We start from the raw sequence: 23,246 nt of genomic DNA, 5'->3' as shown, positions 1-23,246 counted from the left end.
AATCGACCCGGCCCGGAGGGTTTCGCCGGATTTGGGCCTGCTGCGGTGTTAAAAACCGCTTGCTTAGTCCACTAAGCGGCGCGCTTTTCGCCTTGCATCAGGCCCAAATCCGGCGAAACGCGATCCGGAAATAAAATGTCAACAGAGCCTAGCTGTCTTGTTATGGGTAATGCCGGTTACAAACTGATTCGCCGGCGGGGCATCGGCGCTCTGTGTCACCTTGGCCCCTTCTCGGCCGGGCGTCATCGCCCTCCCCGTACAGTCTGGATTTCCCACAAGGGAGCAAACGACGCTCCCTTGCCGTGACGACTTCAGAACTCAACGACTGCGCACCAGCTGCCAGGCGCGGCTCAGATAGCCCACCGAGGCAAATCCGCTCCATACGTGTACCAGCCGGGTGAACGGAAAGATCACGAACAGGCTCAGACCCATGAACAGGTGTGCCTTGAACAGGAAGGGTGCGGCACTGATGTATTCGGCGGCATCCCCACGGAAAGTGATGATGTGCTGCGCCCAGGTCATCAACAGCACCATCATGTGGCCGTCGGTGTGCTGTGCCGACACCAGAATGGTGGAGAGTCCCAACGCCAAGGTAGTCAGAATCCACAGCAGCAACACTTTGTCGCCCGTCTTGGTGACAGCAGCGATGCGCGGATCGGTCAGGCGGCGATGCAGGAGCATCAGCAGACCGATCAGGCAAGTTGTGCCGAAAATACCACCCGCTGCCATGGCAAAAATCTGTTTGAAGCCGTGACTGACGCCGATGGCGTCCCACACCGCAACAGGCGTCAGCAAGCCCACCAGATGACCGAAGAACAGGCCGATGATGCCAAGGTGGAACAGGATGTTGGCCACCCTCAGGTTGCCTCGGTGCAGTAGCTGCGAGCTGTCGCTCTTCCAGGTGTATTGCTCGCGTTCGAAGCGCGCCAGACTGCCGAACAGGAACACGGCCAGCGCGATGTAGGGGTAAATTCCGAACAGGAATTGGTGGAGGTAGCTCATTTCAGTTCTCCAGGATTATTGCGGGGCGGACGGAGCCGCACCTCTTGGATAGATGCGAATTGGCTGCACCTGGGGCTTGAGCAACGGCTCGACGCCATCCGCACCCGGACCAAAGACCTCCATGGCCTCATCCATATCGCGTACGGGGGGTTCGGCCTGGGCCTGCGGCACCACATCGGTCAGGGTTTGCAGCAGGCCGAAGATGCAGGCGTAAGGGCTGTCGTTGCGAGTCAGCCGCTGGCCGATAGCTGCCAGCACATGGATCGCATCCCCCAGCAGCACACTGGCCCGCGCCGGTTCAACCACGCTCAGGAACTCAAGAAACAGCGGTACGAAATCAGGCAATTCGTTCACGCTGGGCTCGAAGCCATGCTGGCGGTACTCGGCCAGCAGATCGACCATCGCCTGCCCTCGGTCGCGGCTTTCGCCGTGGATGTGTTCAAACAGATGCAAGGCCTGCGAGGGGGTGCGATCAAACGTGGCGACGTACGTTTCCTGCAGGCTGATCAGATCGTGTACTGCCAGATGATCGAGCACCGGGCCAAGCGCAGTCGCCAGCTCGGGCTTGTCCTGCAAGGCGGCACGCAACTCGGGCAAGGCTTCGATCAGTGCCTCGCCAGGGTAGGTCAGCAGGGCTGACAAGACTTGGTAGACGGTATTCATGTGGTATCCCATGCAGTGTGGGCGCCAGCCGGGGCTGGCGCCACCAGGTCAGCTCTCGTCCTGCGCCTCAAGCGCGGTCTTTTTCCGTGACTTGGGCATGTTGACGAAAATCACACTCCCCTGAGGCTTCTTGCCAAACAGCGAGCCTTCCGAGGTACCTCCCGAACAACCATTCCCAAACGTGAAGCCGCAGCTGCCTTTTTCGTTGAAGCTGTCTTCGACCATTTCCTTGTGCGAAGACGGGATCACGAAGCGGTCTTCATAGTTGGCGATGGCCATGGTCTGGTACATATCTTCGACTTGCGCCGCAGAGAGCCCCACCTGCCGCAGCACGGCTTCGTCTTTCTGGCCGTGAACCACCTCGGAGCGCTTGTAGGCCCGCATGGCCAGCATGCGATCAAGCGCATGCACAATCGGCGCTTCCTTGCCGGCCGTCAGCAGGTTGGCGAGATAACGCACCGGAATCCGCAGGCTTTTCACGTCGGGGATGATGCCGTTCATGCCCATATGGCCGGCCTCGGCTGCCTTCTGGATCGGCGATAGCGGCGGGATGTACCAGACCATCGGCAAGGTGCGATATTCCGGATGCAGCGGAAAAGCCACCTTCCATTCCATCGCCATCTTGTAGACCGGCGACTTCCGGGCCGCTTCCAGCCAGCTTTCCGGAATCCCCTGCTTGCGGGCTTCGTCCTGCACTGCTTGGGAATGCGGGTCAAGGAAGCACTTGAGCTGGGCTTCGTACAGATCCTGCTCGTTGGCAACCGAAGCGGCCGCTTCGATCTGATCGGCGTCGTACAGCAGCACGCCCAGATAGCGGATACGGCCGACACAGGTTTCCGAACAGACCGTGGGCTGGCCGGCTTCGATACGCGGGAAGCAGAAGGTGCACTTCTCGGCCTTGCCGCTTTGCCAGTTGTAATAAATCTTCTTGTACGGGCAGCCCGAGATACACATCCGCCAGCCCCGGCACTTGTCCTGATCGACCAGCACAATGCCGTCATCCTCGCGCTTGTAGATCGAGCCGGACGGGCAGCTGGCGACACAGGCCGGGTTCAGGCAGTGCTCGCACAGCCGTGGCAGATACATCATGAAGGTGTTCTCGAAGGTGCTGTACATCTCCTTCTGCACCCCTTCAAACAGCTGGTCGCGGCTGCGTGAGCTGAACTCGCCGCCCAGATCGTCTTCCCAGTTCGGGCCCCATTCGATCTTGTCCATCTTCTTGCCGGTGATCACCGAGATCGGCCGGGCAGTCGGTGGCGTCTGGCTCAGCGGTGCGTTCTGCAAGCGCTCGTAGTCGTAAGTGAACGGCTCGTAGTAATCATCAATCGCCGGTAGATTCGGGTTGGCGAAGATATTGGCCAGAATCTTCAACCGGCTGCCCTGCTTGGGTTCCAGTTTGCCGCTGGCGGTACGGGTCCAGCCGCCCTGCCATTTCTGCTGGTTTTCCCATTCTTTCGGGTAGCCGATGCCGGGCTTGGTCTCGACGTTGTTGAACCAAGCGTACTCCACCCCATCGCGACTGGTCCAGACGTTTTTACAAGTCACCGAGCAGGTGTGACAGCCGATGCACTTGTCGAGGTTCAGCACCATGCCTACTTGTGCGCGGATCTTCATTTTGTGGCTCCTTCCTCAACCAGCGGCCCTTCCAGCCAATCCACCTTGCGCATCTTGCGAACGATGACAAACTCGTCGCGGTTGCTGCCCACGGTGCCGTAGTAATTGAAGCCGTAAGCCTGCTGCGCATAGCCGCCGATCATGTGGGTCGGCTTGAGCACCGCCCGGGTGACCGAGTTGTGGATGCCGCCACGCATGCCACTGACTTCTGCCCCCGGTACATTCACGATCTTTTCCTGAGCGTGGTACATCAGGCACATGCCCTTCGGTACGCGCTGGCTGACCACCACCCGCGCCGTCAGCGTGCCGTTGCTGTTGAAGACTTCCACCCAGTCGTTATCCACCAGCCCGGCCTGCTTGGCTTCGGCTTCGGATACCCAGACGTGAGGGCCGCCACGGCTCAAGGTCAGCATGCGCAGGTTGTCCGAGTAGGTGGAGTGGATGCCCCACTTCTGGTGCGGCGTGATCCAGTTCAACACCAGCTCGTGCTCGCCGTTACTGTGCTTGCCCAGCATCGGAGCTACCGTTTTGGTGTCGATCGCCGGCTTGTACACACAGAAGCCCTCGCCGAAATCCAGCATCCAGCGGTGATCCTGATAGAACTGCTGGCGGCCGGTGAGCGTGCGCCAGGGGATCAGCTCATGCACATTGGTGTAGCCGGCGTTGTAGCTGACTTCCTCACTTTCCAGCCCCGACCAGGTGGGTGCCGAAATAATCTTGCGCGGCTGGGCCTGTACATCACGGAAGCGGATCTTGTCGTGCTCGCGGCCAATGGCGAGGTGAGTATGGTCACGACCGGTGATCTTGCTGAGTGCCTCCCAGGCTTTTACCGAAACATGGCCGTTGGTTTCCGGCGCAAAGGTCAGAATCATCTCAGCCGCATCAATTGCCGTTTCCAGTCGGGGTCGGCCCTCGCTGACGCCCGGCTCGGTCACGGTCTTGGTGAAGCCGGCCAGCTCATGCACTTCATGCTTGGTATCCCAGTTGATGCCCTTGCCGCCGTTACCCAGCTTGTCGAGCAGTGGCCCTACCGACGTAAACTTCTTGTAGACATCGCCGTAGTTGCGTTCCACCACCAGCATGTTCGGAGCAGTCTTGCCAGGGATCAGGTCACATTCCCCATGCTTCCAGTCCTTCGGCTCCAGCGGCTGGCCCAGTTCACCGGGGGTGTCGTGCATCAGCGGTTGCAGCACCACATCCTTGCGGGTTCCCAGATACGGCCCGGCCAACTCGCTGAATTTCTTGGCGATGCCCTTGTAGATTTCCCAGTCGGTCCGGCTTTCCCACAGCGGTTGTACCGCCTCGCTCAGCGGGTGGATGAAGGGGTGCATGTCCGAGGTATTGAGGTCGTCCTTCTCGTACCAGGTCGCGGTCGGCAGCACGATGTCGCCATAGAGGCAGGTCGTGCTCATACGGAAATCCAGCACGGTCAGCAGATCGAGCTTGCCTTCGGCGGCTTGCTCGCGGTAGGTGACTTCGGTGGGTTTGACCGCGTGGGTCGGGTCGTCGAACACCGCGTTCTGGGTGCCCAGCAGATACTTGAGGAAGTACTCATGCCCCTTGCCGCTCGAACCCAGAATATTCGACCGCCACACAAACATATTGCGTGGGAAGTTCTTTGGATTATCCGGGTCATCACAGCTCATGCGCTCGGCGCCGGATTTGAGCTTTTCGGCCAGATATTTCGGTACTTCCATGCCAGCCGAGGCCGCTGCATCGCAGATGTCCAGCGGATTGGTTTCCAGCTGCGGGGCGGACGGCAGCCAGCCCATGCGTTCAGACTTGGCGTTGAAGTCGATCATACTCAGCTTGCTGAGCTTGGCCTTGTCGGCCGTTGGCGCCAGAATTTCATCAACATGCAGCTTTTCATGCCGCCATTGGCTGGTATGGGCATAGAAGAAGCTGGTGCCGTTCATCTGGCGTGGTGGGCGTACCCAGTCCAGGGCGAACGCCAGCGGCGCCCAGCCAAACTGCGGCCGCAGTTTTTCCTGACCTACATAGTGGGCCCAGCCACCGCCACTCTGACCCACACAGCCGCACATCATCAGCAGGTTGATGATGCCGCGGTAAGTCATGTCCATGTGGTACCAGTGATTGAGCGCCGCACCGACGATCACCATGCTCTTGCCGTGGGTTTCATGGGCGTTCTGCGCAAATTCGCGCGCGACCTGAATCACCTGCTGACGGGGTACGCTGGTGTGCTTTTCCTGCCAGGCAGGGGTGTAGGGCACATCGTCGTCGAACGAGGTGGCGACATTGCCACCACCGAGTCCCTGATCCACCCCGTAGTTGGCCATCGATAGGTCGTAGACCGTGGCGACCAACACTTCCCGGCCATCGGCCAGCTTGATTTTCCTGGCCGGTACGCGGCGTTGCAGCAGATCGTTGGCGTCGTTACCACCAAAATAGTTGAAACCCACTTCCACCACGGCGTCGTGTCCGCTGACCAGAGACAGGACAGGATCTATCTCGCGGCCTGAGCCACCATCCCTGGTTTCAAGATTCCAGCGACCAACCTTTTCGCCACCATTGTGATTTGCCTCACCCCAGCGGAAGCCCACCGAGCCATTCGGTGCTACCAACTGTTGGGTAGTGGCATCAATGGCAACGGTTTTCCAGTCGGGGTTGTTGGCTTCGCCCAGATTGTCGGGCAGCTGCGAGGTGCGCAGGAAGTGATCCGGCACATAGCCATCACCATGTGGCTTGAGCATGACCAGCATCGGCATGTCGGTGTACTGCTTGATATAGCTGCGGAAGTAGTCCGACTTGTTGCCGAGGTGAAATTCCTTCAGCACCACATGGCCCATCGCCATGGCCAGCGCGGCATCGGTGCCCTGCTTGGGTGCCAGCCAGATGTCGCCGAACTTCACCATCTCGCCAAAGTCGGACGACACGGCCACCGTCTTGGTGCCCTTGTAGCGGACTTCGGTATAGAAGTGGGCATCCGGGGTACGGGTCTGCGGCACGTTCGAGCCCCAGACCATCAGGTAAGTCGAGTTGTACCAGTCAGCCGATTCCGGCACGTCGGTCTGTTCGCCCCAGATCTGCGGGCTGGCAGGCGGCAAGTCGCAGTACCAGTCGTAGAATGACAGGCAGGCACCACCGATCAGGCTCAGGTAGCGCGCCCCGGCCGCATACGACACCATCGACATGGCAGGGATCGGCGAGAAGCCAATCACGCGATCCGGGCCGAATTTCTTGACGGTAAAGGCGTTGGCAGCGGCGATGATCTCGTTGGCGGTTTCCCAGTCAGCACGGACAAAACCGCCCAGGCCACGCACGCTCTTGTAGCGCTTGGCTTTTTTGGGGTCCTGGCTGATCGACTCCCAGGCAGTGATCGGGTCCATGGTCTTGCGCGCGTCACGCCACATTTCCATCAGGCGACCACGGATCATCGGGTATTTCACCCGCTGGGCCGAGTAGACATACCAGCTGTACGAGGCGCCACGCGGGCAGCCACGCGGTTCGTGATTGGGCAGGTCAGGCCGGGTACGCGGATAATCGGTCTGCTGGGTTTCCCAGGTGATCAGGCCGTTCTTGACATACACCTTCCACGAGCAGGAGCCCGTGCAGTTCACGCCGTGGGTGGAACGCACGATCTTGTCGTGTTGCCAACGGCTACGGTAGCCGTCTTCCCACTTGCGGTCTTCATCCACCACGGCACCGTGGCCGTTGGCAAAGGTTTCCTTTACCCGCGAAAGGAATTTCAGTCGATCGAGAAAATGGCTCATTGCGGCTCTCCAAAGCGGCCAGAGTGGAAAGCCACCCGACCTTGGTCCATGGAGTGCAGATTAAGCCGATGCCCGCTCGCTTCCCATTCGTCGTCGGCAGGGTTGGCACCGGGCAGAGGGAGGGGGCGGGGTAGTTCTAAAGGGGTAGACCACTGAACGCGGTTGACGCCTGGTCTGGCATAGGACCGGCTAATAGGCAGCACGCAGATTTAGGTACTTACCCATAAAAAATGCCGGTCAGCTTTCGCTGGCCGGCATTTTTAACATGGCAACTTGCTTCCAGTCAGTTCAATGGCCCGCAGAGCAGTTCAAACCCGGTGCGGAAACACCAACCTGAATCAACGGCACATACCGTCGCTGATGATGTAGTTAGCCGCTCTGCTCTGGGCCAGAGCTTTGGCCTGAGCGTAGTTGCAGGCTGTCACAGCTGTACTCTGCCGGTCTTCCCACCAACCACCAGCCGGCTTGGTCAGGCAAAAGCTGAACCATATCTGCGCGCCGCCAGGGTTACCTGGGCAGTCTTGCTTCGGCGGCTGTACAGGCTTGGGCGGATCAACAGGCTTGGGTGGCTCGGGGCGGATATAGGTATCGCTATGCCAAAGTGCCTTGCCGTCAGCCCGGTACACCACCAGGTTGCGGTCGTCCTGCACATTCAGATATGCCCCAGCATTACCCGCAGTGCGCGAATTCCACAGCGCCGTACCGGTGGTGCTATAGACCACCAGATTGCCGTCCCCCTGCATCACTGCCGCTGCACCGGGGTTTCCGTCTGTCTTGGTGTACCAGATCGGGGACATATTGGAGCGCTGATACATAACCAGATTGCCATCGCCCTGCATCACCAGGGTATATGCCCCGCTATCAGAACTGACGGATTGGCCCGGAGTCAGCGATTGGCCGGGCAACAATGTCGCGGCCTGAGCCAACGATGCCAAAGTCAACGCAGCCAATGCTGCAAATAGTTTTGTTTTTTTCATTACAAAATTCCTCTAATTTAGATTCGTTTTAATATTTTCACAGAATGAGTTATGCAAATAACTCGCTGAACAACACTCACTCAGCAAGGCAAATTTTACTTGAATGCCACTCAGTGCAACAGGCAAATCCTGCCCTTGCCAATATTCGATATTTCTGAATTTTTTACAAATTTACCTGCCACAATCCAACTTAAGCAGCCAAACAAAAGGGCCTTTCGGCCCCATTGTTCTTGAATACAGAACATTCCATTTCTTAATTGAACGCAGCAGGGTTTTTCCCCGTTATATCTTTATAAAATGCCTGGATATTCAACATATCCTGTTCCAGATTCCCTGTTGGGTAAAACATCGGGCCAAAACCGCCCACCTTGCGCTTGAAATCAAGAAACGCCAAGGCAATCGGCACCTTCGCCCCGACGGCAATATGGTAGAACCCGGTTTTCCACTCACGCACTTTGCTGCGGGTACCTTCCGGCGGAATGGTAATCACCAGCCGCTCGGAACGGTTGTAGACATCCACAATCTGCTGAACAAGGTTATTGGATTTAGAACGATCAACCGCAATCCCTCCCAGCCAGCGCATGATCGGCCCCATTGGCCCAACAAACAGACTGCTCTTGCCCATCCAGTAGATCTTGGCGCGGGCAGCAAAGCAAATACCCAGCGTTACCGGAAAATCCCAATTACTGGTATGAGGGGCGGCAATCATCACGTACTTGGGCAACTCGGGAAACTTGCCTTCCAGTTTCCAGCCTGTGAGCCTGAGCATCACGATCGAAATCCAGGCAAACAATGTGCGGATAACAGGGGTGTCGAATATGGTGTAGTGCATGGGACGAATCTGAAGAGAAGTGGAACGGCCGGATCAGGCACCAACCGCAGCAGCGGTGGCAGCGAATTCGGAGAAGTGGCAGGCCCGCAAAAGGTGACAGAATGCGCGCTTTGGCAATACATAGGCACCAAGGGGCCGGACTATAGCCGAAATCAGACTGTCTGGCTGCCTTGCCAATGCTTTAATGACCAACGTTCGCCAAATCTGTTGCTTTGTATCAAAGCCTGCCCCATCCACAAAATAGCCCAGAAATCCACCAAACCCCACCATGCCATTACATTCCACCTTCTCCGCACGTCTGATTGGCGTATGCATTGCACTCGCCATCCTGGCTGGATCACTGCTCCCACTGTCGATGCCGCCCGCCGCCAACTCAGACAAGCTGCTGCATCTGGCCGGCTATGGCCTGCTCAGCGGCTGGTGGTGCCTATGCCTGCCCCACCATCGCCTGCGCGTAGCCCTTGTCGCCACGTTCTATGGGGTGCTGATTGAATGCCTGCAGGCACTGACGCCATTTCGCAGCTTTGATGTGCTCGACATGCTAGCCAATGGCTGCGGTGCCCTGCTGGGGATGGGGATGGGGTTGGCGTGGGGGTCAAGGCTATACAAGAAGAGAACATGAAATTCTTCGCGAGAACATTGCATAGATAAGCCACTACAACCGCACCGCCTCTTATTAAAAAGTGGCCTATAACAATAATTATTAAAGTTCACACGACAGGGGGAAATGGTGAATACGGTCAGGGTGATGATTTTCTATGACGGCAATTTCTTCAAGCAAGGGAATGTATATTTTAATTACAAAGAAGAAAAAGGCTGGTTTAGCCTTCCTCAGCTTCACAATCTGATCGAGCGTTACGTAGCATTAAAAGCCAAAACATCAACTGACATAACAAAAGTTGTGGCAGCCCATTACTATGACGGAAGAACGACTACTAAGGCCGCCGTCGGCGACCAATTGGAAAAGGAGCGAAAATTTGAAATGGCCCTAATTGATGCGGGAATCATCCCACACTATCTACCTGTAAAAGAAACACCTAAAGGAAAGGGGGAGGATATTCAATACAGCATAGCTCAAAAAGGAGTTGACGTTCAACTTGCTATAGATGTTTTAGACTACGCGCACGCAGATAGGTATGATATTGCAGTGTTAATCACAGGGGATGCAGACTTTATCCCTTTGGTTAGGCGGGTAACTTCTCTAAGTAAAAATGCTGTAATTGCATATTTTTCAATTGACTCATGGGAGGATAACCGAGGTATAAAGCACAGCGGAACTTACGCCTCTAAAGCTTTGCTTGATGCGGCCAGCTGGTGTCTAAATTTCAACGATCTTATTAAAGACAGGGACTGGAAAACCGAGATCAACTCTCTATTTTTCAAACCATCCAAAAATTAATATTATCAGCTTAAAACCCATATAAATATTTAAAACTCAATTAAACATTCCGAGAGGTTTAAGCCAGCTCTAGAGCTGGCTTTTCTCAGACTTTAATCAATTGAAACTCAAGCCACCAGCCTTGGCGTTGCTCAGCGTCTGTTTCTTGAAATCGACAATGAAATGGTCGCTAGGCTTACCCGAGCCGACGCCCTTGAGAATCGAAAACACCTGCTTGAACTGGTTCTGGAACAGCACATGCACCGGGTTCTGGTCAGAAGGCTTGTCGCCCACTTTCGCAATGGCCGCAGGCTGGGCGGGGAAAGCTGACATCAGCAGCTTGTACTGCTTGACGCGCTCTGCCCCCATATCACGTAGCGCAAGCTCACCCGCGTAAACAGTGCGGTGGAAATCACCATAAAACTCATAGCCACTGAGCTTGGCGAAGTCTTCGAGCTTCAGGCCTGCGGACTTGGCGAGCGCGTCGGCCTTGGCAGTTGCTGCTGCCCAGTCATCCTTGAGCTGTGCAGGCGCAACGCCGCCTTCTGCCACAACACCGGGCGCCATGCAGGCCGCGCTGATCGGCAGCAGTTCGGGCACTTCCTTCAGTTGCGCCAGGGTGACCTTGGTCTGCAGCTGCGACAGGATCAGCATCTGCCGGCCATCCAGCTTGCTGGCAGCCTCTTTCATCTCGCACGGCCAGTATTCATCCATGAAGCGCAGACGCGACAATTCACCAAAGTAGTAGCGGGTGAATTCGGCATAGCTCTTGGTGTCGAGTACCGCACGGTTCCAGCGCTTTTTCTTGTCACTTTCGAGCGTGCTGTTTTGCAGGTAGTCGTACTCGACCTGATAAAACGGAAAGAGCTCGTTAAAGCGCGGCACCTCGCGCAAAGCAACGGTCTCGATCTCAGTCGTGTCGGCATCCTTGAAGTTCAGGATCTTGTACGCTGCGCCGTAAACGGCCAACGAAGGCGACTGCACATTGACCAGATAATTGCCCTTGTCGTCGCGATACTCATTGGTGCCGTTGAAGTGCATATGCCCGCCGATATGCAGGCGCACGCCGGTAGCCGCGACTGCGGCAGCCGTATCCTTGCCGGGTACGCGAGCGGTCTGGAAGGCGCCAGGCTTGAAGACTGCGCGCATGGCATCGGTCTGATTGGCATAGAACTCCATGGTGGGGTAGTGCGAGAACGCCACCAGCTGCTTGCCCTGTGCCTTGGCGCGACTGGCAACCGACTTCATCCAGGCCAGCACATGCCGCTTGTGGGTCAGCATCTTGTTCCAGCCGGCATTGCCAGCCTGATCAAAACCCTTGAAGTTCTTAGGGTTGGCAGGATCGAATTTGCTGTTGGGGATGAATACATTCGCATCCACCGCCAGCAGCCACAAACCCGGCACCGGCTCAACCAGATAGCTCGCATCCGTGATAAAGCTGCATTTGGTATAGGGCTTGCCCAATGCCTTCTCGCCCTCGGCCTTATACGCCCCACCCTCGCCTTCAAAACACATTTCAAACTGGCGGTTTTCGATCTGGGCCTGCTTCAGCGCCTCGGCGTGGCTGTATTGTCCGTCGGTGTACTTGCTGAACGGAGTCTCCCAATACACGTCTTCCTTGGCGGGCATATAGCCAAAATCACCAAGACGCTTGATCAGATTCTCGTAGCCCAGCTCCATCAGTTCATCGGTACAGGCCACGCTGGGATCGCCTGCCTTGCATGCCGGGTTGCCCGTGGCATATACCTTTTGCTCCTTGCCTTCCTTGGTCAGAAAGTCGCTCTTGCCCGCTTCATCGTCATCGTAAGGCTCGTTCGGATCATGATTGCCTGGCGTGATGAAGAAGCGCATGCCCTTGGCACGATATTCGTTGAGGATGGCCTTGATGCCATCGACGTTCACCGGCTGGGCGTCGTCAGTGTAGTCGCCGGGGAAGGCGACAATACGGATACCCTTGGCGTAAGCGTCATCCAGCGCAGCCCGGAAGGCAAAGTAGTTTTCGTTGAACAGCCGTGTCGAGGTCAGCTGGGCATACAAGGTGCGGATGGTGGCATGCTTGCCATCCTTGGTTGGAATGCCGGCAAACTGCTTGTTTTTGAAATCGCCGTAGACATCTTCGAAATGGACATCTGGCATAAAGGCTACTCGTGGCAGCGGGGCAGGCTCCGCCGCGCCGGCCAAACCGGCCGACAAAAAGGACAATGCCAGAGCCACAGGCTTCAGGCCCAGGGTAGGTTTCATTGCTAACGCTCCGTGTTGAGTCAGCTCTATTGGTTGAGCTTTGGGGTTCGGTGATCGGGTTGTGCGGCATGGCCACACGCGACTTTCCTCACGAGTCGCTGGTCTGCTGTTATTTTGTTACAGCTGGATCGGCTTGTGTGCAAAAAACTGGTCCGACACTCGGACTGCTATTTTGCGGCATCTCGGCCATTTGCCATAAGGCTCGGGAATCACCACTATGCCGACACATGCGCGGGAAAGATCAAGACACCGGATCTCATTCGGCAATACTTTCGACCACCCCAATCACGGAAATAAACTTCAGACGGTGCATTAACGCAATCAACACCAGGAATTTAATAACCGATGTTCACACATGCCAACCCATCTCTCATTTTATTTTTCACCATTCACATCGTCGGCATATTCTTTATCTCACCCATCATTTCAAAATTCATCACAAGGCGACTGAATCAGAAAGTCATAGAATATTATGAGAAACATGACAAGAAAGAACTATCAAATCTGAATTTATCTACCGGTGAGCTCAATTTCGGCGAGCAAGTCTTTTTAACCCTGGTTTCGGCAACAACCGCTCTTATACTTTACTGGCACAAAGGGTTAAATACTGAATCAATTGCTTTCAGCATTCTGTTCGCAGGGCTGATATTGATCGCAGCAGTTCACACTCGATCTGGATATATTCCAGACTACATTACCTATCCCTTGATCCTGCTCGGGTTCGCTTATCACAGCTATGCCGGCGATATGTTTATCCCCTACCTATGTGGTGCTGCTATTGGCTTTGGCTTGATGTATATCCTTGATCTATTATTCTTCTCATTTAAGAGAATACATATTCTCGGGCATGGCGACATGAAGGTTTTTGCCATAATCGGTGCTTGGACTGGCTGGCTTGGCATAACACTTGCAGCCATACTATATATTCCCGCATGGATTTCAGCAGGGATATTAAGTCACTATTTAAAAAAGTATTTAAATATAGTAGCATCCAATGCTTTAGTTTACCTACTCATCAGCCTGGTAATATATTCAAACTCAATTTAAACCCCAAGCCGACCCACCAAAAAACAAGGCCAGCTAAAATGCCGGCCTAGTTTTTCCTATTTATGAAAATCTAACAAGGCATCTCTGCCCCTTTGCGGGAATAGAACCACCAGGTAATCAGCAAGCAGCTTACGTAGAAAGCAATAAAGCACCATAGCGCGGCGTGCGGGCTGCCTGTCAGCTCGATGGCCGTTCCAAAGCTCTTCGGGATGAAGAATCCACCATACGCACCGATGGCACCCGAGAAACCCAGCACGGCAGCGGCTTCTTTGCCGGCATCCAGCAGTGCCTGCTTCTGCGCGGCTTCAGTCTTGCCGGCTGCGCGTTGACGTTCGGTCAGGAAAATCACCGGAATCATGCGGAAAGTGGAGCCATTGCCGATGCCTGTGAGGGCAAACAAGACGATGAACATGGCCAGGAAGCCCTGAAAGTCACCCGCTGCGCCATTGGCGGGCAGGAAGTGCATCACGCCCACCACCGCTGCCACCATCAGCAAGAAGGTCCAGAACGTCACTCGGGCGCCACCCACTTTATCGGACAACCAACCACCAAGCGGACGTAGCAGGGCCCCTACCAACGGCCCGAGGAAGGCATATTGCGTCGGATTAACCTCGGGAAACTGCGATTTGGTCAGTAAAGCCAGGCCTGCTGAAAAGCCGATGAAAGACCCGAAGGTGCCGATATACAACCAGCACATCAGCCAGTTGTGCTTGCGTTTGAAGATCACGGCCTGATCAGCAAACGATGCCTTGGCGTCGGCAATGTCGTTCATGCCAAACCAGGCAGCAATCGCCGAGACGGCAATGAAGGGCACCCAGATAAAGCCGGCGTTCTGCAGCCACATGACTTTCTCGACCCCACCTTTGACGTAAGTATGGCCTTCACCGCTGAATGCAGCAAAAGCAGCTGTCGAGATCACCACCGGTGTCAGAAACTGCACCACCGACACCCCCAGATTGCCGATACCGGCATTCAAGCCGGTTGCCAGGCCTTTCTTGGCCTTGGGGAAGAAGAAGCTGATGTTCGACATCGACGAGCTGAAATTACCACCGCCCAGCCCACACAACAGGGCCAGCACCAGCATGGTCGGGTAGCTGGTGGTCGGGTCTCGCAGGGCAAAGCCCATGCCCAGCGCCGGGATCAACAGACTGGCGGTCGAGATGGCAGTCCACTTGCGGCCACCGAAAATCGGCACCAGAAAGCTGTAGAAAATACGCAAGGTAGCGCCAGATAGAGCGGGTAGCGCCGTCAGCCAGAACAGCTGATTCTTGCTGAAGTTGAAACCGGCCTTGTCCAGATTGACGGCCACGACCGACCACAGCATCCACACGCTGAAAGCCAGCATCAGTGCCGGAATCGACAGCCACAGGTTGCGATAAGCGATTTTCTCGCCCTCGCTCTGCCAGAAGCTGGGGTTCTCCGGCTCCCAGCGGGTGAGTACATGTGATGACATGATGGAATTCTCCTAGGTAGGAAAGCAAACCTGCGCGGCAGACCTCAAACCGGCTGCCGCGCAGCGGGGTTCAGGTTCGGGTTGCTGCAGTGGCCAGGGCTCTTTGTCCTTCCACCACGCTTTCGGCACGGAAGCTGAAGTGCATCCATACCAGTGATACGCAAACGGTGCCGTAGAGCAGCATGAAGCAGGAGCTGCGCACGCCAGTGAAATCAACCAGGGCGCCGAACATGATGGGCAGGATGAAGCCACCCAGACCACCCGCCAGACCCACCACGCCCGAGACCGCACCGATGTTCTTGCCGTAGTCATCCGAGATGAACTTGAATACCGAGGCTTTGCCGATGGCCATGGCCACCCCGACAACAAACAGCAGGACGGTGAACCAGAACGAGTCCAGACCAATATGGAAGGCTTGTGGACCCTTCACGCCTTTGATAATGAAGTCAGTCTGGGGATAGCTGAGCAGGAAGAACGCCACCCAGCACACCCACATCACCCACCATGTGGTCTTGTAGGCGCCGTATTTATCAGACATCCAGCCGCCAATCGCCCGCAGTACGCCGCCTGGCAGCGAGAAGCATGCGGCCAGCAAGGCAGCCAGCTTCATATCGAAGCCATACTCTTGCACGTAGTACTTGGTCATCCACAGCGAGAGGCCGACATAGCCACCGAAGACCACCGAGTAGTACTGGCAATAACGCAGCACCTTCGGATCTTTCAGCAGCTTGAGCTGCTCACCAAAATTCGATTTGGACTGCACCAGATGAGCCGGATCAGACGCCGAACCCAGCCAGAACAGGATGGCCGTGATCAGCATTGCCACCGCATAGACCTGCGGCACGACAGTCCAGGCACCGGCGGCGCCGGCAATCAGTGCAGGGGCAACGAATTTGTTGACAGCAGAGCCCGAGTTACCGGCCCCGAACACCCCCATGGCCAACCCCTGCCGGTCTTTTTTGAACCAGCGGGCGACATAGGGCGTCCCTACCGAGAACGACCCCCCAGCCAAGCCCACAAACAGCCCGAGCACGATGAAATGCCAGAACTCGGTGGCGTACTGGATCAACCAGATCGGCACCACGGTAAGCAGCATCAACACAAACAGGACGATGCGACCGCCATAGCGGTCGGTCCAGATACCCAGCGGCACCCGGATCAGGGAACCCGTCAGTACCGGCGTTGCGGCCAGAATGCCGAACTCGGTTTCAGATAGACCCAGTTGCTTTTTAATCGGGATGCCGATCACCGCAAACATCATCCACACGGCAAAACATACCGTGAAGGCCAGCGTGCTGGAGATCAGCACCGACATCGCCTTGTTTTCTTGCGTGGCCATGATTCCACTCCACTTCCATGACAAAACTTGATGGAAGCGAGGCTACGCCGGACAGATCAAGCCTCCCATTCGTCAATGGCCTGAGCCCACACAGCAGGAGGGAGGGGGTTGTCTAGTGCTAAAGAGCTAGGTGCAGCCAACCCACCGGGGCATGGTCGGGCGCTACACAGGCGCGCAGAATGGGGCCCATGAATACCTTGACCGCTTCTTCTGCCCTGCCAGCACTGGTCGATCGTTTTGGCCGGCGCATTGACTATCTGCGCGTCAGTGTGACCGACCGCTGCGACCTGCGCTGCAACTACTGCCTGCCCAAAGGTTTCAATGGCTATCAGGAACCTGCTGACTGGCTGACCTTCGACGAGATGGAACGGGTAATCAGCCTGTTCACCCGGCTTGGCGTCGGCCGGGTCCGGCTGACTGGCGGCGAACCTCTGTTGCGACGCAACCTGCCGGAACTGGCAGCACGGCTGTCAGCCTTGCCTGGACTGACCGATCTCTCGCTCTCTACCAACGGCACCCAGCTGGCGCGGCATGCACCAGCGCTGCGGGCGGCAGGGGTGAAGCGGCTCAATATCAGCCTCGATTCCCTCTCCCGCGAGTGCGTGACCCGCATCACCGGCCGCGACAGCCTGGAAGCGGTCATGCAGGGGCTGGAAGCCGCTCAGGCGGCAGGCTTCTCGCCCATCAAGCTGAACATGGTATTGCTGCAAGAAAACGCTGACGAAGTCGATGCCATGGCGGCTTTCTGCCTGGAACGCGGCTATATGCTCCGCCTGATCGAGACCATGCCGATGGGCAGCAGCGGGCAGTCTTTGGGTTTCGTGCCGCTGGGACCGGTGCGGGAGCGACTGGTAGCGCGCTTTGACCTGCGCGCCGACGCCACGGAGCTGGGTGGCGGCCCGGCCCGCTACTGGACGACCGCAGATGGTAGAGGCCACGTTGGTTTCATCACCCCGATGAGCCAGCATTTCTGCGCCAGCTGCAATCGGGTGCGACTCTCTGTCGATGGCACGCTCTATCTATGCCTGGGGCAGGAAGAAAGGCTGGAACTACGCCCCTTGCTGCGTAGCGGGGCCAGTGATGAGGCCCTGATCGCTGCCTTGCGTGACGCTATCGAACTCAAGCCCGAACGCCACGAATTCAATGAAGCCCCCACCCGGATCGTGCGGTTTATGTCGCAGACGGGTGGATGAAGAATTGCCGACAGGCAAAGCATCAGGAGCCCCGCCATGCACGACCTTGAAAAATTCGTTGCCGGCTTTCAACGCTTCCAGCAGCGCTACTATGGCGACGACCACGCCTTGTTTGATGACCTGCGTCAAAGCCAGCATCCCGGCACGCTGGTCATCGGCTGCTGCGACTCGCGTGCCGATCCGGCGATCCTGATGGGCTCGGACCCTGGCGAGCTGTTTGTCCTGCGCAATGTCGCCAATCTGGTCCCTCCTTGCGATCAAGGCCAGGAACTGCACGGCATGATGGCGGCGATCCAGTTTGCCGTGGAAGATCTGGGCGTCGGCCGCATCATTGTGTTGGGCCACGCCCAGTGTGGGGGCATCCGTGCCTTGCTGCAGAGGGGCATCAGCGCCCCAAGGAAGCCGCCGGGCCGGACTTTATCAATCGCTGGGTTGAAATCGCCGCCGATGCCCGTCGCCACACCCTGCGCTGCTTTGCCGATGCGCCATTTGAAGTACAGCGGCGCGCTTGCGAGCAAGCCGCCATCTTGGTGTCGCTCAATAACCTGCGCAGCTTCCCTTGGGTGAAATCCCGTGAAGACGAGGGCACGCTGACAGTGCATGGCTGGTATTTCGATCTGCAGGCGGGGGCACTGCATGCCTATTCGCCACGTCTGGATAGCTTCCTGCCTCTGGTGTGTCCGTTACCGGGTACGATCTCGGCGTGATCTGCGCCAGAGGGAAATGACGGCAGCGCGAGGGCCTGTCACGACTTGCCAAATGCAGGTCGCCACCCGCAACCACTCGTACAGTCAGCCTGCAGACCGCTATTCAGGCAAACTGTCATCCCCGTCAGCCGGCAGATCATTCATGTCAGAAAAACTCCACCATACTTTGTCTGAAGATATTCAGGCCCTGCTCATCGGCAGCCTGAATGTCGCGCTCTCCGTTCAGGTGTTTAAATACGCCAACCTGCAAACCGGTGGCACGGCGGGCCTAGCCTTTCTGGGGCATTACCTGAGCCACCTGCCCTTTGGCTGGATATTCTTCGTCATCAATCTGCCGTTCTACCTGTTTGCGTGGAAGGCCATGGGCTGGCCCTTCACGCTGAAGACGTTTTCCGCCGTTGCCTTGCTATCGCTCTACAGCGAGTTGTTGCCACACTGGATCAGCTTCGGGCATCTCAACCCGTGGTTTGCCGGCATTCTCGGCGGCCTGCTGGCAGGCAACGGCATCCTGATCCTGGCCCGGCACAAGGCAAGCCTTGGCGGTGTGGGGGTGCTCGCGCTCTATCTGCAGGAAACCCGAGGCTGGCGAGCCGGCAAGCTGCAGATGGGCGCAGATGTCTTGATCCTGCTCTCCGCCGCATCGATTCTCGATCCGATACGGATGGCGATTTCGATTCTGGGAGCGGTGACGCTCAACCTCGTTATTGCCGTCAATCATCGTCCCGGAAGGTATATTGGTATGTAATGCCACAGCTGTTGTGGCGGCGCTGGCCCTCAACAGAGGCTGCCGGTTGTGCCTTCCGGCCACGTTTCATCTGGTTCAGGCCGACAAGGAACGCCCAGCAACAAAACATGCGCCGCACCCAGCACCCGACTGCGCGATCAAGGATGTCACCACATGAAAGTATTTGGCTTTATCGGCCACTCCGGCTCAGGCAAAACCACGCTTATCGAAGCCTTGCTCCCGCTGTTTCAGCAGCGCGGCATGCGCATCAACGTGCTCAAACACAGCCATCATGATCTGGAACTTGAACCCCCGGACAAGGACAGCGCCCGCTTCCGCCAAGCCGGAGCCGCCGAAGTGCTGGTTGCATCGCCCTATCGCTATGCGGTGATCCACGAGCTGCGGGGTGCCGCCGAGCCGACCTTGCAGGAACAGCTGGAGCGGCTGCAACCGGCAGATCTGACGCTGGTCGAAGGATTCAAGCCCTTTCCGATCCCCCGCATCGAGGTCTACCGCCCCAGCCTCGGCAAAGCATTGCGCTACCCGGAGTTCCCCTCGGTACTGGCGGTAGCCAGCGACGAAACTTTCGAGTGCCCTCTACCGCTCTGGCCGCTGAATGACCCGGCAGACATTGCCGAGCGTATTCTTCGTCACTTCGAATCAACTGGAGTGCTGCCATGAATTTTGCACCCCTGCTCGCCCAACTGCCGCAACGGCATCGCCTCGGCACCCGCATCGTGGCCGCGCTGGCCGGCGCCCTGCTGTTTGGCCTGACCATGATACTGGGTACGCTCTGGCTATCATGGGCACTGGAGGGTGCCGCCGCTGCGATCAACGACACCGGCAGCCTGCGCATGCGTTCGGTCCGGCTTGGCCTGTGGCTGCAGCAACCTACACCCGACTGGCAAGCCATACAGCGTCAAACCGCCGATTTCCAGCGTACGCTCAACGAACTGCGGCGCGGCGATCCGCAACGGCCGCTACGTTTGCCGGAAAGCCATGAGGTCTTCCGCCAGTTTGATAAGGTCAGCCAGCTGTGGTCGGGGCAACTCTCCCCCGCCCTGACGGGCGCTATCCAGCACCCCGGCCAGCATGCCAGCTATGCGGCACGCTATCTGCGCGACCTGCCGGCCTTTGTCGAAGAAGCCAACCACCTTGTTACTCTGATCGAGGCCGAAAATGCCCGCGACACCACGCTGCTGCGCTTGTCTCAGCTTGCTCTGGCCGCCTTGGCAATCGCCGGCACGGTCACCCTGATCTACCTGCTCTATGGCTGGGTCATCCACCCCGTAGAGGCCTTGCGCAATGGGATCGGCAAAATGGCCAGCCATGACTTTGACGCCCGCGTCCCGGTGGAAAGCCGCGATGAATTCGGCGAGCTGGCAGAAGGCTTCAATGAAATGGCCGAACGCTTGCAAAGCTCCTACAGCACGCTGGAACAACGGGTCGTTGACAAGACCGCCCAGCTCGCCAGCCAGAACCGTGATCTGACCACGCTGTATGAAATCACCGCCTACCTGAGCCAGCCCGGCGACCTGGAAACCCGTTGCCACGGCTTTCTGAAGCGGTTGATGGCCCGCTTCGGGGCCGACGGCGGCTCGGTACGCATCCGCGATCCGAAGCAGGACAACCTGCATATGGTGATCCACGAAGGGCTTTCCAAAGAGCTGGTGGAGGCCGAACACTGCCTGAATGCCGGCGACTGCTTGTGTGGCGCAGCGGCCCAGAGCGGCGTATCCATCATCCGGGACTTTCGCAATATGCCGCGCAGTATGCAGAACTACCGCTGCGAACAGGATGGATTTGCCTCGATTGCCATCTTCCACATCATGAACGCCAGCGAGCTGCTGGGTAGTTATAACTTGCACTTCAGGCAGCCTCGGGCCTTTGAAGAATCCGAACAACGCCTGCTCGATACGCTCGGCCGACAGCTCGGCGTCGCCATCGAGAACCGGCGCCTGCTGGCCCGCACCCGTGAGCTGGCGGTTGCCGAAGAGCGCAATCTGATGGCGCAGGGGCTGCATGATTCGATTGCCCAAGGGCTCAATTTTCTGAACCTGCAGGTGCAGATGCTGCAGGACTCCCTCAAGCGCAATGCCCATGCAGAAATGGTCGAAGGCGTCGAGTTACTGAAGGCCGGTGTCAAGGAAAGCTATGAAGATGTGCGCGAGCTGTTGCTGAATTTCCGCATGAAGCTGAAAGATGGCGATCTGCTCGCCGCCATTCGCATGGCGTGCGAAAAATTCACCCGCCAGACCAGCATACCGGTACGGCTGAACGCCGACGACAGCGGCCCCCCCCTGCCCCCCGAACAGCAATTGCAGGTGCTGTTCATCGTGCAGGAGGCGCTATCGAATATCCGCAAACACGCCAGCGCCAGTGAAGTCGTGCTGACCTACTGTAATAATCGGGACTTTTCAATTGCCATTGCCGATAACGGCCGCGGTTTTGATCCAAACGCCAAACGTGGTGACCAGCACGTCGGGCTTTCCATCATGCGTGAGCGTGCCGAGCGCCTCTCGGCGCTGCTGCAGCTCAAATCCCAACCTAATCTTGGCACCGAAATCGCGCTGTTCCTGCCCAGCCGCGACCGGATCGCCGCCTGATACTTCCAACCCATAGAGACCCATGAGCAACCCACTACGTATCCTGCTGGTAGATGATCACACCCTGTTCCGCAGCGGTATTCGCCTGCTGCTGCAACGCAATGCCGATTTTGAAGTCGTTGGCGAGGCGGCTGATGGGCTTGATGGCGTAAAGCGCGCCCGCGAACTGGCGCCGGATATTGTGCTGCTCGATCTCAATATGCCAGGGCTGTCCGGACTGGAAGCCCTGCAACTGATCCGCCAGGACCGGCCCGGCTGCCATGTCGTATTGCTGACAGTATCGGAGGAATCGGATGACCTGATGGCCGCCCTGCAAGGTGGCGCCGATGGCTACCTGCTCAAGAACATCGACGCCGATTTTCTGCTCGATTCACTACGTCGGGTTGCCAATGGCGACTCGGTGATCTCGGCCGAAATGACGCGCAAGCTGATCAGCCACTGCCGAACCGGTGGCACCCCAACCCCACCACCACAGACTGAAGCCGACCGGCTGACCCCGCGTGAGCGTGAGATTCTGGTGCAGGTTGCAGCGGGGCTTTCCAACAAGGAAATCGGCCGCAAACTCGATGTCGCGGAAAGCACAGTGAAAATCCATGTGCAAAGCATCCTGCGCAAGCTGGAACTGAGCAGTCGCGTTCAGGCCGCGATTTACGCGGTCGAGCATGGATTGGCTGGCGGGCAGAGCTGACGACGCATAAGGCCACTTGACCAAACATCACCCGCCCGCGCACCAACGGCTCGAAGAAAAGCGAGCCGTTTTGCCATCCTGGCGCTGTTCAACCGACTGGTTTATTGGGCCATGTTGGCGAATAGGGCTTTGTCGCCATTGGCACGCCCCAGATCATCTTCGTCCTGGGTGTCATCTATTTCCGGAAAGGGGGTGCTGATGAAGCGCAAGCCATCGATATCAACTAGCTGATTTTCTATATAGCAATCTAAAAAGATAGAAATTTCCAGAAAAATTAAATGACACACCAGACGCCCTCACCGAAAATTTCTTTTAATTATTAAACAAATCATTAGCTTACAAGAAATCTCGCCTTAAACATCGCTTCTGGCACGCTCCATGCATTAATTAATGCCAACAGGCTCGACTGCAGGCATGAACGCGAAACGGCGAGCGGCCCGTAAACGATGAGCGCAACGGGTGAAGGATAAAACCGACAGTCTTGATGGCAGCCATAATTTGAAGATGCAGCTTGCAGGTCTGCGTAAGGTTTGCAAGTGGTGCGCGTTTAAACGCTGCTGTACGCCGGAGTAATGCCCGGTGGCGACTTACTGCGGGTTCGAGTCCCGCCATGCCTGCAGTCCAGCTTGTGGTTGGTACCACCAGCGTGTTCATAGATAGAAACAAGGAACAAGGCGTGAACGCAAAGTATTGCAGCGAGTGGACAGTATGGGCCGACTGCGGAGACGGGCAGCGCTTTTTTCATAAGCTCAGGCGGTTCCTGAAAGCAGAAACGACTCCGATAAAGCTTCATAGGCGCCAGAGCCCTGTGCCTCTGTGGGAAATTCAGTTTCTGGTACACCACACCGCACAGCGGTGGGAGCTTGCCCTGATCGAATTATTGGAGCTTGCCAGCCAACTAGGTGTCAGCCGCGTCATTGGCAACCTGCAGACTGGGTTCAACGGCAGCATCGAGCTGGGAACGCCCTGCTATGTGTTATCCGGTCTGGAACAGGCAAGCTGGCGCTTGACGCAGCAAGACACACCATCCAACAACCATTGAAACAGCACC

At 57.1% G+C, this 23,246-nt stretch carries 20 protein-coding genes and 1 pseudogene; 11 read left to right on the top strand and 10 right to left on the bottom strand.

What is annotated here, in order from left to right; genetic code table 11:
- Nucleotides 1–318: 318 nt before the first annotated feature.
- The 6 genes from narI to PZA18_RS16700 form a co-directional block, all read right to left on the bottom strand.
- Complete coding sequence (gene narI / locus PZA18_RS16725; protein WP_284102012.1) at nucleotides 319–1,002, bottom strand: respiratory nitrate reductase subunit gamma; 684 nt, start codon at nucleotides 1,000–1,002, stop codon at nucleotides 319–321.
- 15 nt (nucleotides 1,003–1,017) lie between these two features.
- Nucleotides 1,018–1,665: a nitrate reductase molybdenum cofactor assembly chaperone gene (gene narJ / locus PZA18_RS16720; protein WP_284102011.1), complete on the bottom strand. Its 648-nt coding sequence runs from the start codon at nucleotides 1,663–1,665 to the stop codon at nucleotides 1,018–1,020.
- Nucleotides 1,666–1,713: 48 nt separating this feature from the next.
- Complete coding sequence (narH, locus tag PZA18_RS16715; protein WP_284102010.1) at nucleotides 1,714–3,279, bottom strand: nitrate reductase subunit beta; 1,566 nt, start codon at nucleotides 3,277–3,279, stop codon at nucleotides 1,714–1,716.
- On the bottom strand, nucleotides 3,276–7,010 hold the full coding sequence (locus tag PZA18_RS16710) for a nitrate reductase subunit alpha (protein ID WP_284102008.1): 3,735 nt from the start codon (nucleotides 7,008–7,010) through the stop codon (nucleotides 3,276–3,278). Before PZA18_RS16710 ends, narH begins: the two co-directional genes overlap by 4 nt.
- 338 nt (nucleotides 7,011–7,348) lie before the next feature.
- The gene (locus tag PZA18_RS16705) at nucleotides 7,349–7,987 is read right to left on the bottom strand and encodes a hypothetical protein (RefSeq protein WP_284102007.1); all 639 of its coding nucleotides are present in this window, start codon (nucleotides 7,985–7,987) and stop codon (nucleotides 7,349–7,351) included.
- A 253-nt stretch (nucleotides 7,988–8,240) separates the two neighbouring features.
- Nucleotides 8,241–8,819, bottom strand: coding sequence for a lysophospholipid acyltransferase family protein (locus tag PZA18_RS16700; RefSeq protein WP_284102006.1), 579 nt, complete (start codon nucleotides 8,817–8,819; stop codon nucleotides 8,241–8,243).
- Between the two features lie 268 nt (nucleotides 8,820–9,087).
- Here PZA18_RS16700 and PZA18_RS16695 point away from each other — a divergent pair, with 268 nt between their 5' ends.
- Together PZA18_RS16695 and PZA18_RS16690 are read left to right on the top strand one after the other, a co-directional pair.
- Nucleotides 9,088–9,441 (top strand): VanZ family protein, encoded by a 354-nt coding sequence (locus PZA18_RS16695; protein WP_284102005.1) that lies wholly within the window; start codon nucleotides 9,088–9,090, stop codon nucleotides 9,439–9,441.
- A gap of 105 nt (nucleotides 9,442–9,546) precedes the next feature.
- Entirely contained in the window at nucleotides 9,547–10,218 is a 672-nt protein-coding gene (locus PZA18_RS16690) for an NYN domain-containing protein (protein ID WP_284102004.1), read from the top strand.
- A 96-nt stretch (nucleotides 10,219–10,314) separates the two neighbouring features.
- Here the strand turns inward: PZA18_RS16690 and PZA18_RS16685 are convergent, their stop codons facing one another.
- A complete protein-coding gene (locus PZA18_RS16685) occupies nucleotides 10,315–12,438 on the bottom strand; it encodes a metallophosphoesterase family protein (protein WP_284102003.1) in 2,124 nt (707 codons plus the stop codon).
- 345 nt (nucleotides 12,439–12,783) lie between these two features.
- Between PZA18_RS16685 and PZA18_RS16680 the strand changes: the two genes are divergently transcribed.
- Nucleotides 12,784–13,485, top strand: a complete 702-nt coding sequence (locus PZA18_RS16680; protein ID WP_284102002.1) for a prepilin peptidase — start codon at nucleotides 12,784–12,786, stop codon at nucleotides 13,483–13,485.
- Between the two features lie 70 nt (nucleotides 13,486–13,555).
- Here the strand turns inward: PZA18_RS16680 and PZA18_RS16675 are convergent, their stop codons facing one another.
- Both PZA18_RS16675 and PZA18_RS16670 read right to left on the bottom strand, forming a co-directional pair.
- The gene (locus PZA18_RS16675) at nucleotides 13,556–14,938 is read right to left on the bottom strand and encodes a NarK family nitrate/nitrite MFS transporter (protein WP_284102001.1); all 1,383 of its coding nucleotides are present in this window, start codon (nucleotides 14,936–14,938) and stop codon (nucleotides 13,556–13,558) included.
- Nucleotides 14,939–15,008: 70 nt separating this feature from the next.
- Nucleotides 15,009–16,277: an MFS transporter gene (locus PZA18_RS16670; RefSeq protein ID WP_284102000.1), complete on the bottom strand. Its 1,269-nt coding sequence runs from the start codon at nucleotides 16,275–16,277 to the stop codon at nucleotides 15,009–15,011.
- Between the two features lie 188 nt (nucleotides 16,278–16,465).
- Between PZA18_RS16670 and moaA the strand changes: the two genes are divergently transcribed.
- From moaA to PZA18_RS16640, 7 genes and pseudogenes are all read left to right on the top strand, one after another.
- On the top strand, nucleotides 16,466–17,470 hold the full coding sequence (moaA, locus tag PZA18_RS16665; RefSeq protein WP_284101999.1) for a GTP 3',8-cyclase MoaA: 1,005 nt from the start codon (nucleotides 16,466–16,468) through the stop codon (nucleotides 17,468–17,470).
- A gap of 36 nt (nucleotides 17,471–17,506) precedes the next feature.
- A pseudogene (locus PZA18_RS24990) lies at nucleotides 17,507–17,791 on the top strand (carbonic anhydrase); the annotation flags it as partial.
- Nucleotides 17,792–17,820: 29 nt separating this feature from the next.
- Nucleotides 17,821–18,177, top strand: coding sequence for a carbonic anhydrase (locus PZA18_RS24985; protein WP_308447408.1), 357 nt, complete (start codon nucleotides 17,821–17,823; stop codon nucleotides 18,175–18,177).
- A 142-nt stretch (nucleotides 18,178–18,319) separates the two neighbouring features.
- A complete protein-coding gene (locus PZA18_RS16655; protein WP_284101998.1) occupies nucleotides 18,320–18,922 on the top strand; it encodes a YitT family protein in 603 nt (200 codons plus the stop codon).
- A 153-nt stretch (nucleotides 18,923–19,075) separates the two neighbouring features.
- Nucleotides 19,076–19,582: a molybdopterin-guanine dinucleotide biosynthesis protein B gene (gene mobB / locus PZA18_RS16650; protein ID WP_284101997.1), complete on the top strand. Its 507-nt coding sequence runs from the start codon at nucleotides 19,076–19,078 to the stop codon at nucleotides 19,580–19,582.
- Complete coding sequence (locus PZA18_RS16645) at nucleotides 19,579–21,507, top strand: type IV pili methyl-accepting chemotaxis transducer N-terminal domain-containing protein (RefSeq protein ID WP_284101996.1); 1,929 nt, start codon at nucleotides 19,579–19,581, stop codon at nucleotides 21,505–21,507. The genes mobB and PZA18_RS16645 overlap by 4 nt, the downstream gene beginning before the upstream one ends.
- A 22-nt stretch (nucleotides 21,508–21,529) precedes the next feature.
- The gene (locus PZA18_RS16640) at nucleotides 21,530–22,195 is read left to right on the top strand and encodes a response regulator (protein WP_284101995.1); all 666 of its coding nucleotides are present in this window, start codon (nucleotides 21,530–21,532) and stop codon (nucleotides 22,193–22,195) included.
- Between the two features lie 101 nt (nucleotides 22,196–22,296).
- Here PZA18_RS16640 and PZA18_RS16635 read toward each other — a convergent pair whose 3' ends face one another.
- Nucleotides 22,297–22,482: a hypothetical protein gene (locus PZA18_RS16635; RefSeq protein WP_284101994.1), complete on the bottom strand. Its 186-nt coding sequence runs from the start codon at nucleotides 22,480–22,482 to the stop codon at nucleotides 22,297–22,299.
- Nucleotides 22,483–23,003: 521 nt separating this feature from the next.
- On the opposite strand from PZA18_RS16635, the gene PZA18_RS16630 reads away from it, so the two are divergent.
- Nucleotides 23,004–23,237, top strand: a complete 234-nt coding sequence (locus PZA18_RS16630; RefSeq protein WP_284101993.1) for a hypothetical protein — start codon at nucleotides 23,004–23,006, stop codon at nucleotides 23,235–23,237.
- Nucleotides 23,238–23,246: the final 9 nt, after the last annotated feature.

The organism is Parachitinimonas caeni (assembly GCF_030129945.1).
In the GTDB taxonomy this organism is placed as follows: Bacteria; Pseudomonadota; Gammaproteobacteria; order Burkholderiales; family Chitinimonadaceae; genus Parachitinimonas; species Parachitinimonas caeni.
This window is presented reverse-complemented; position numbering and strand designations above follow the sequence as displayed.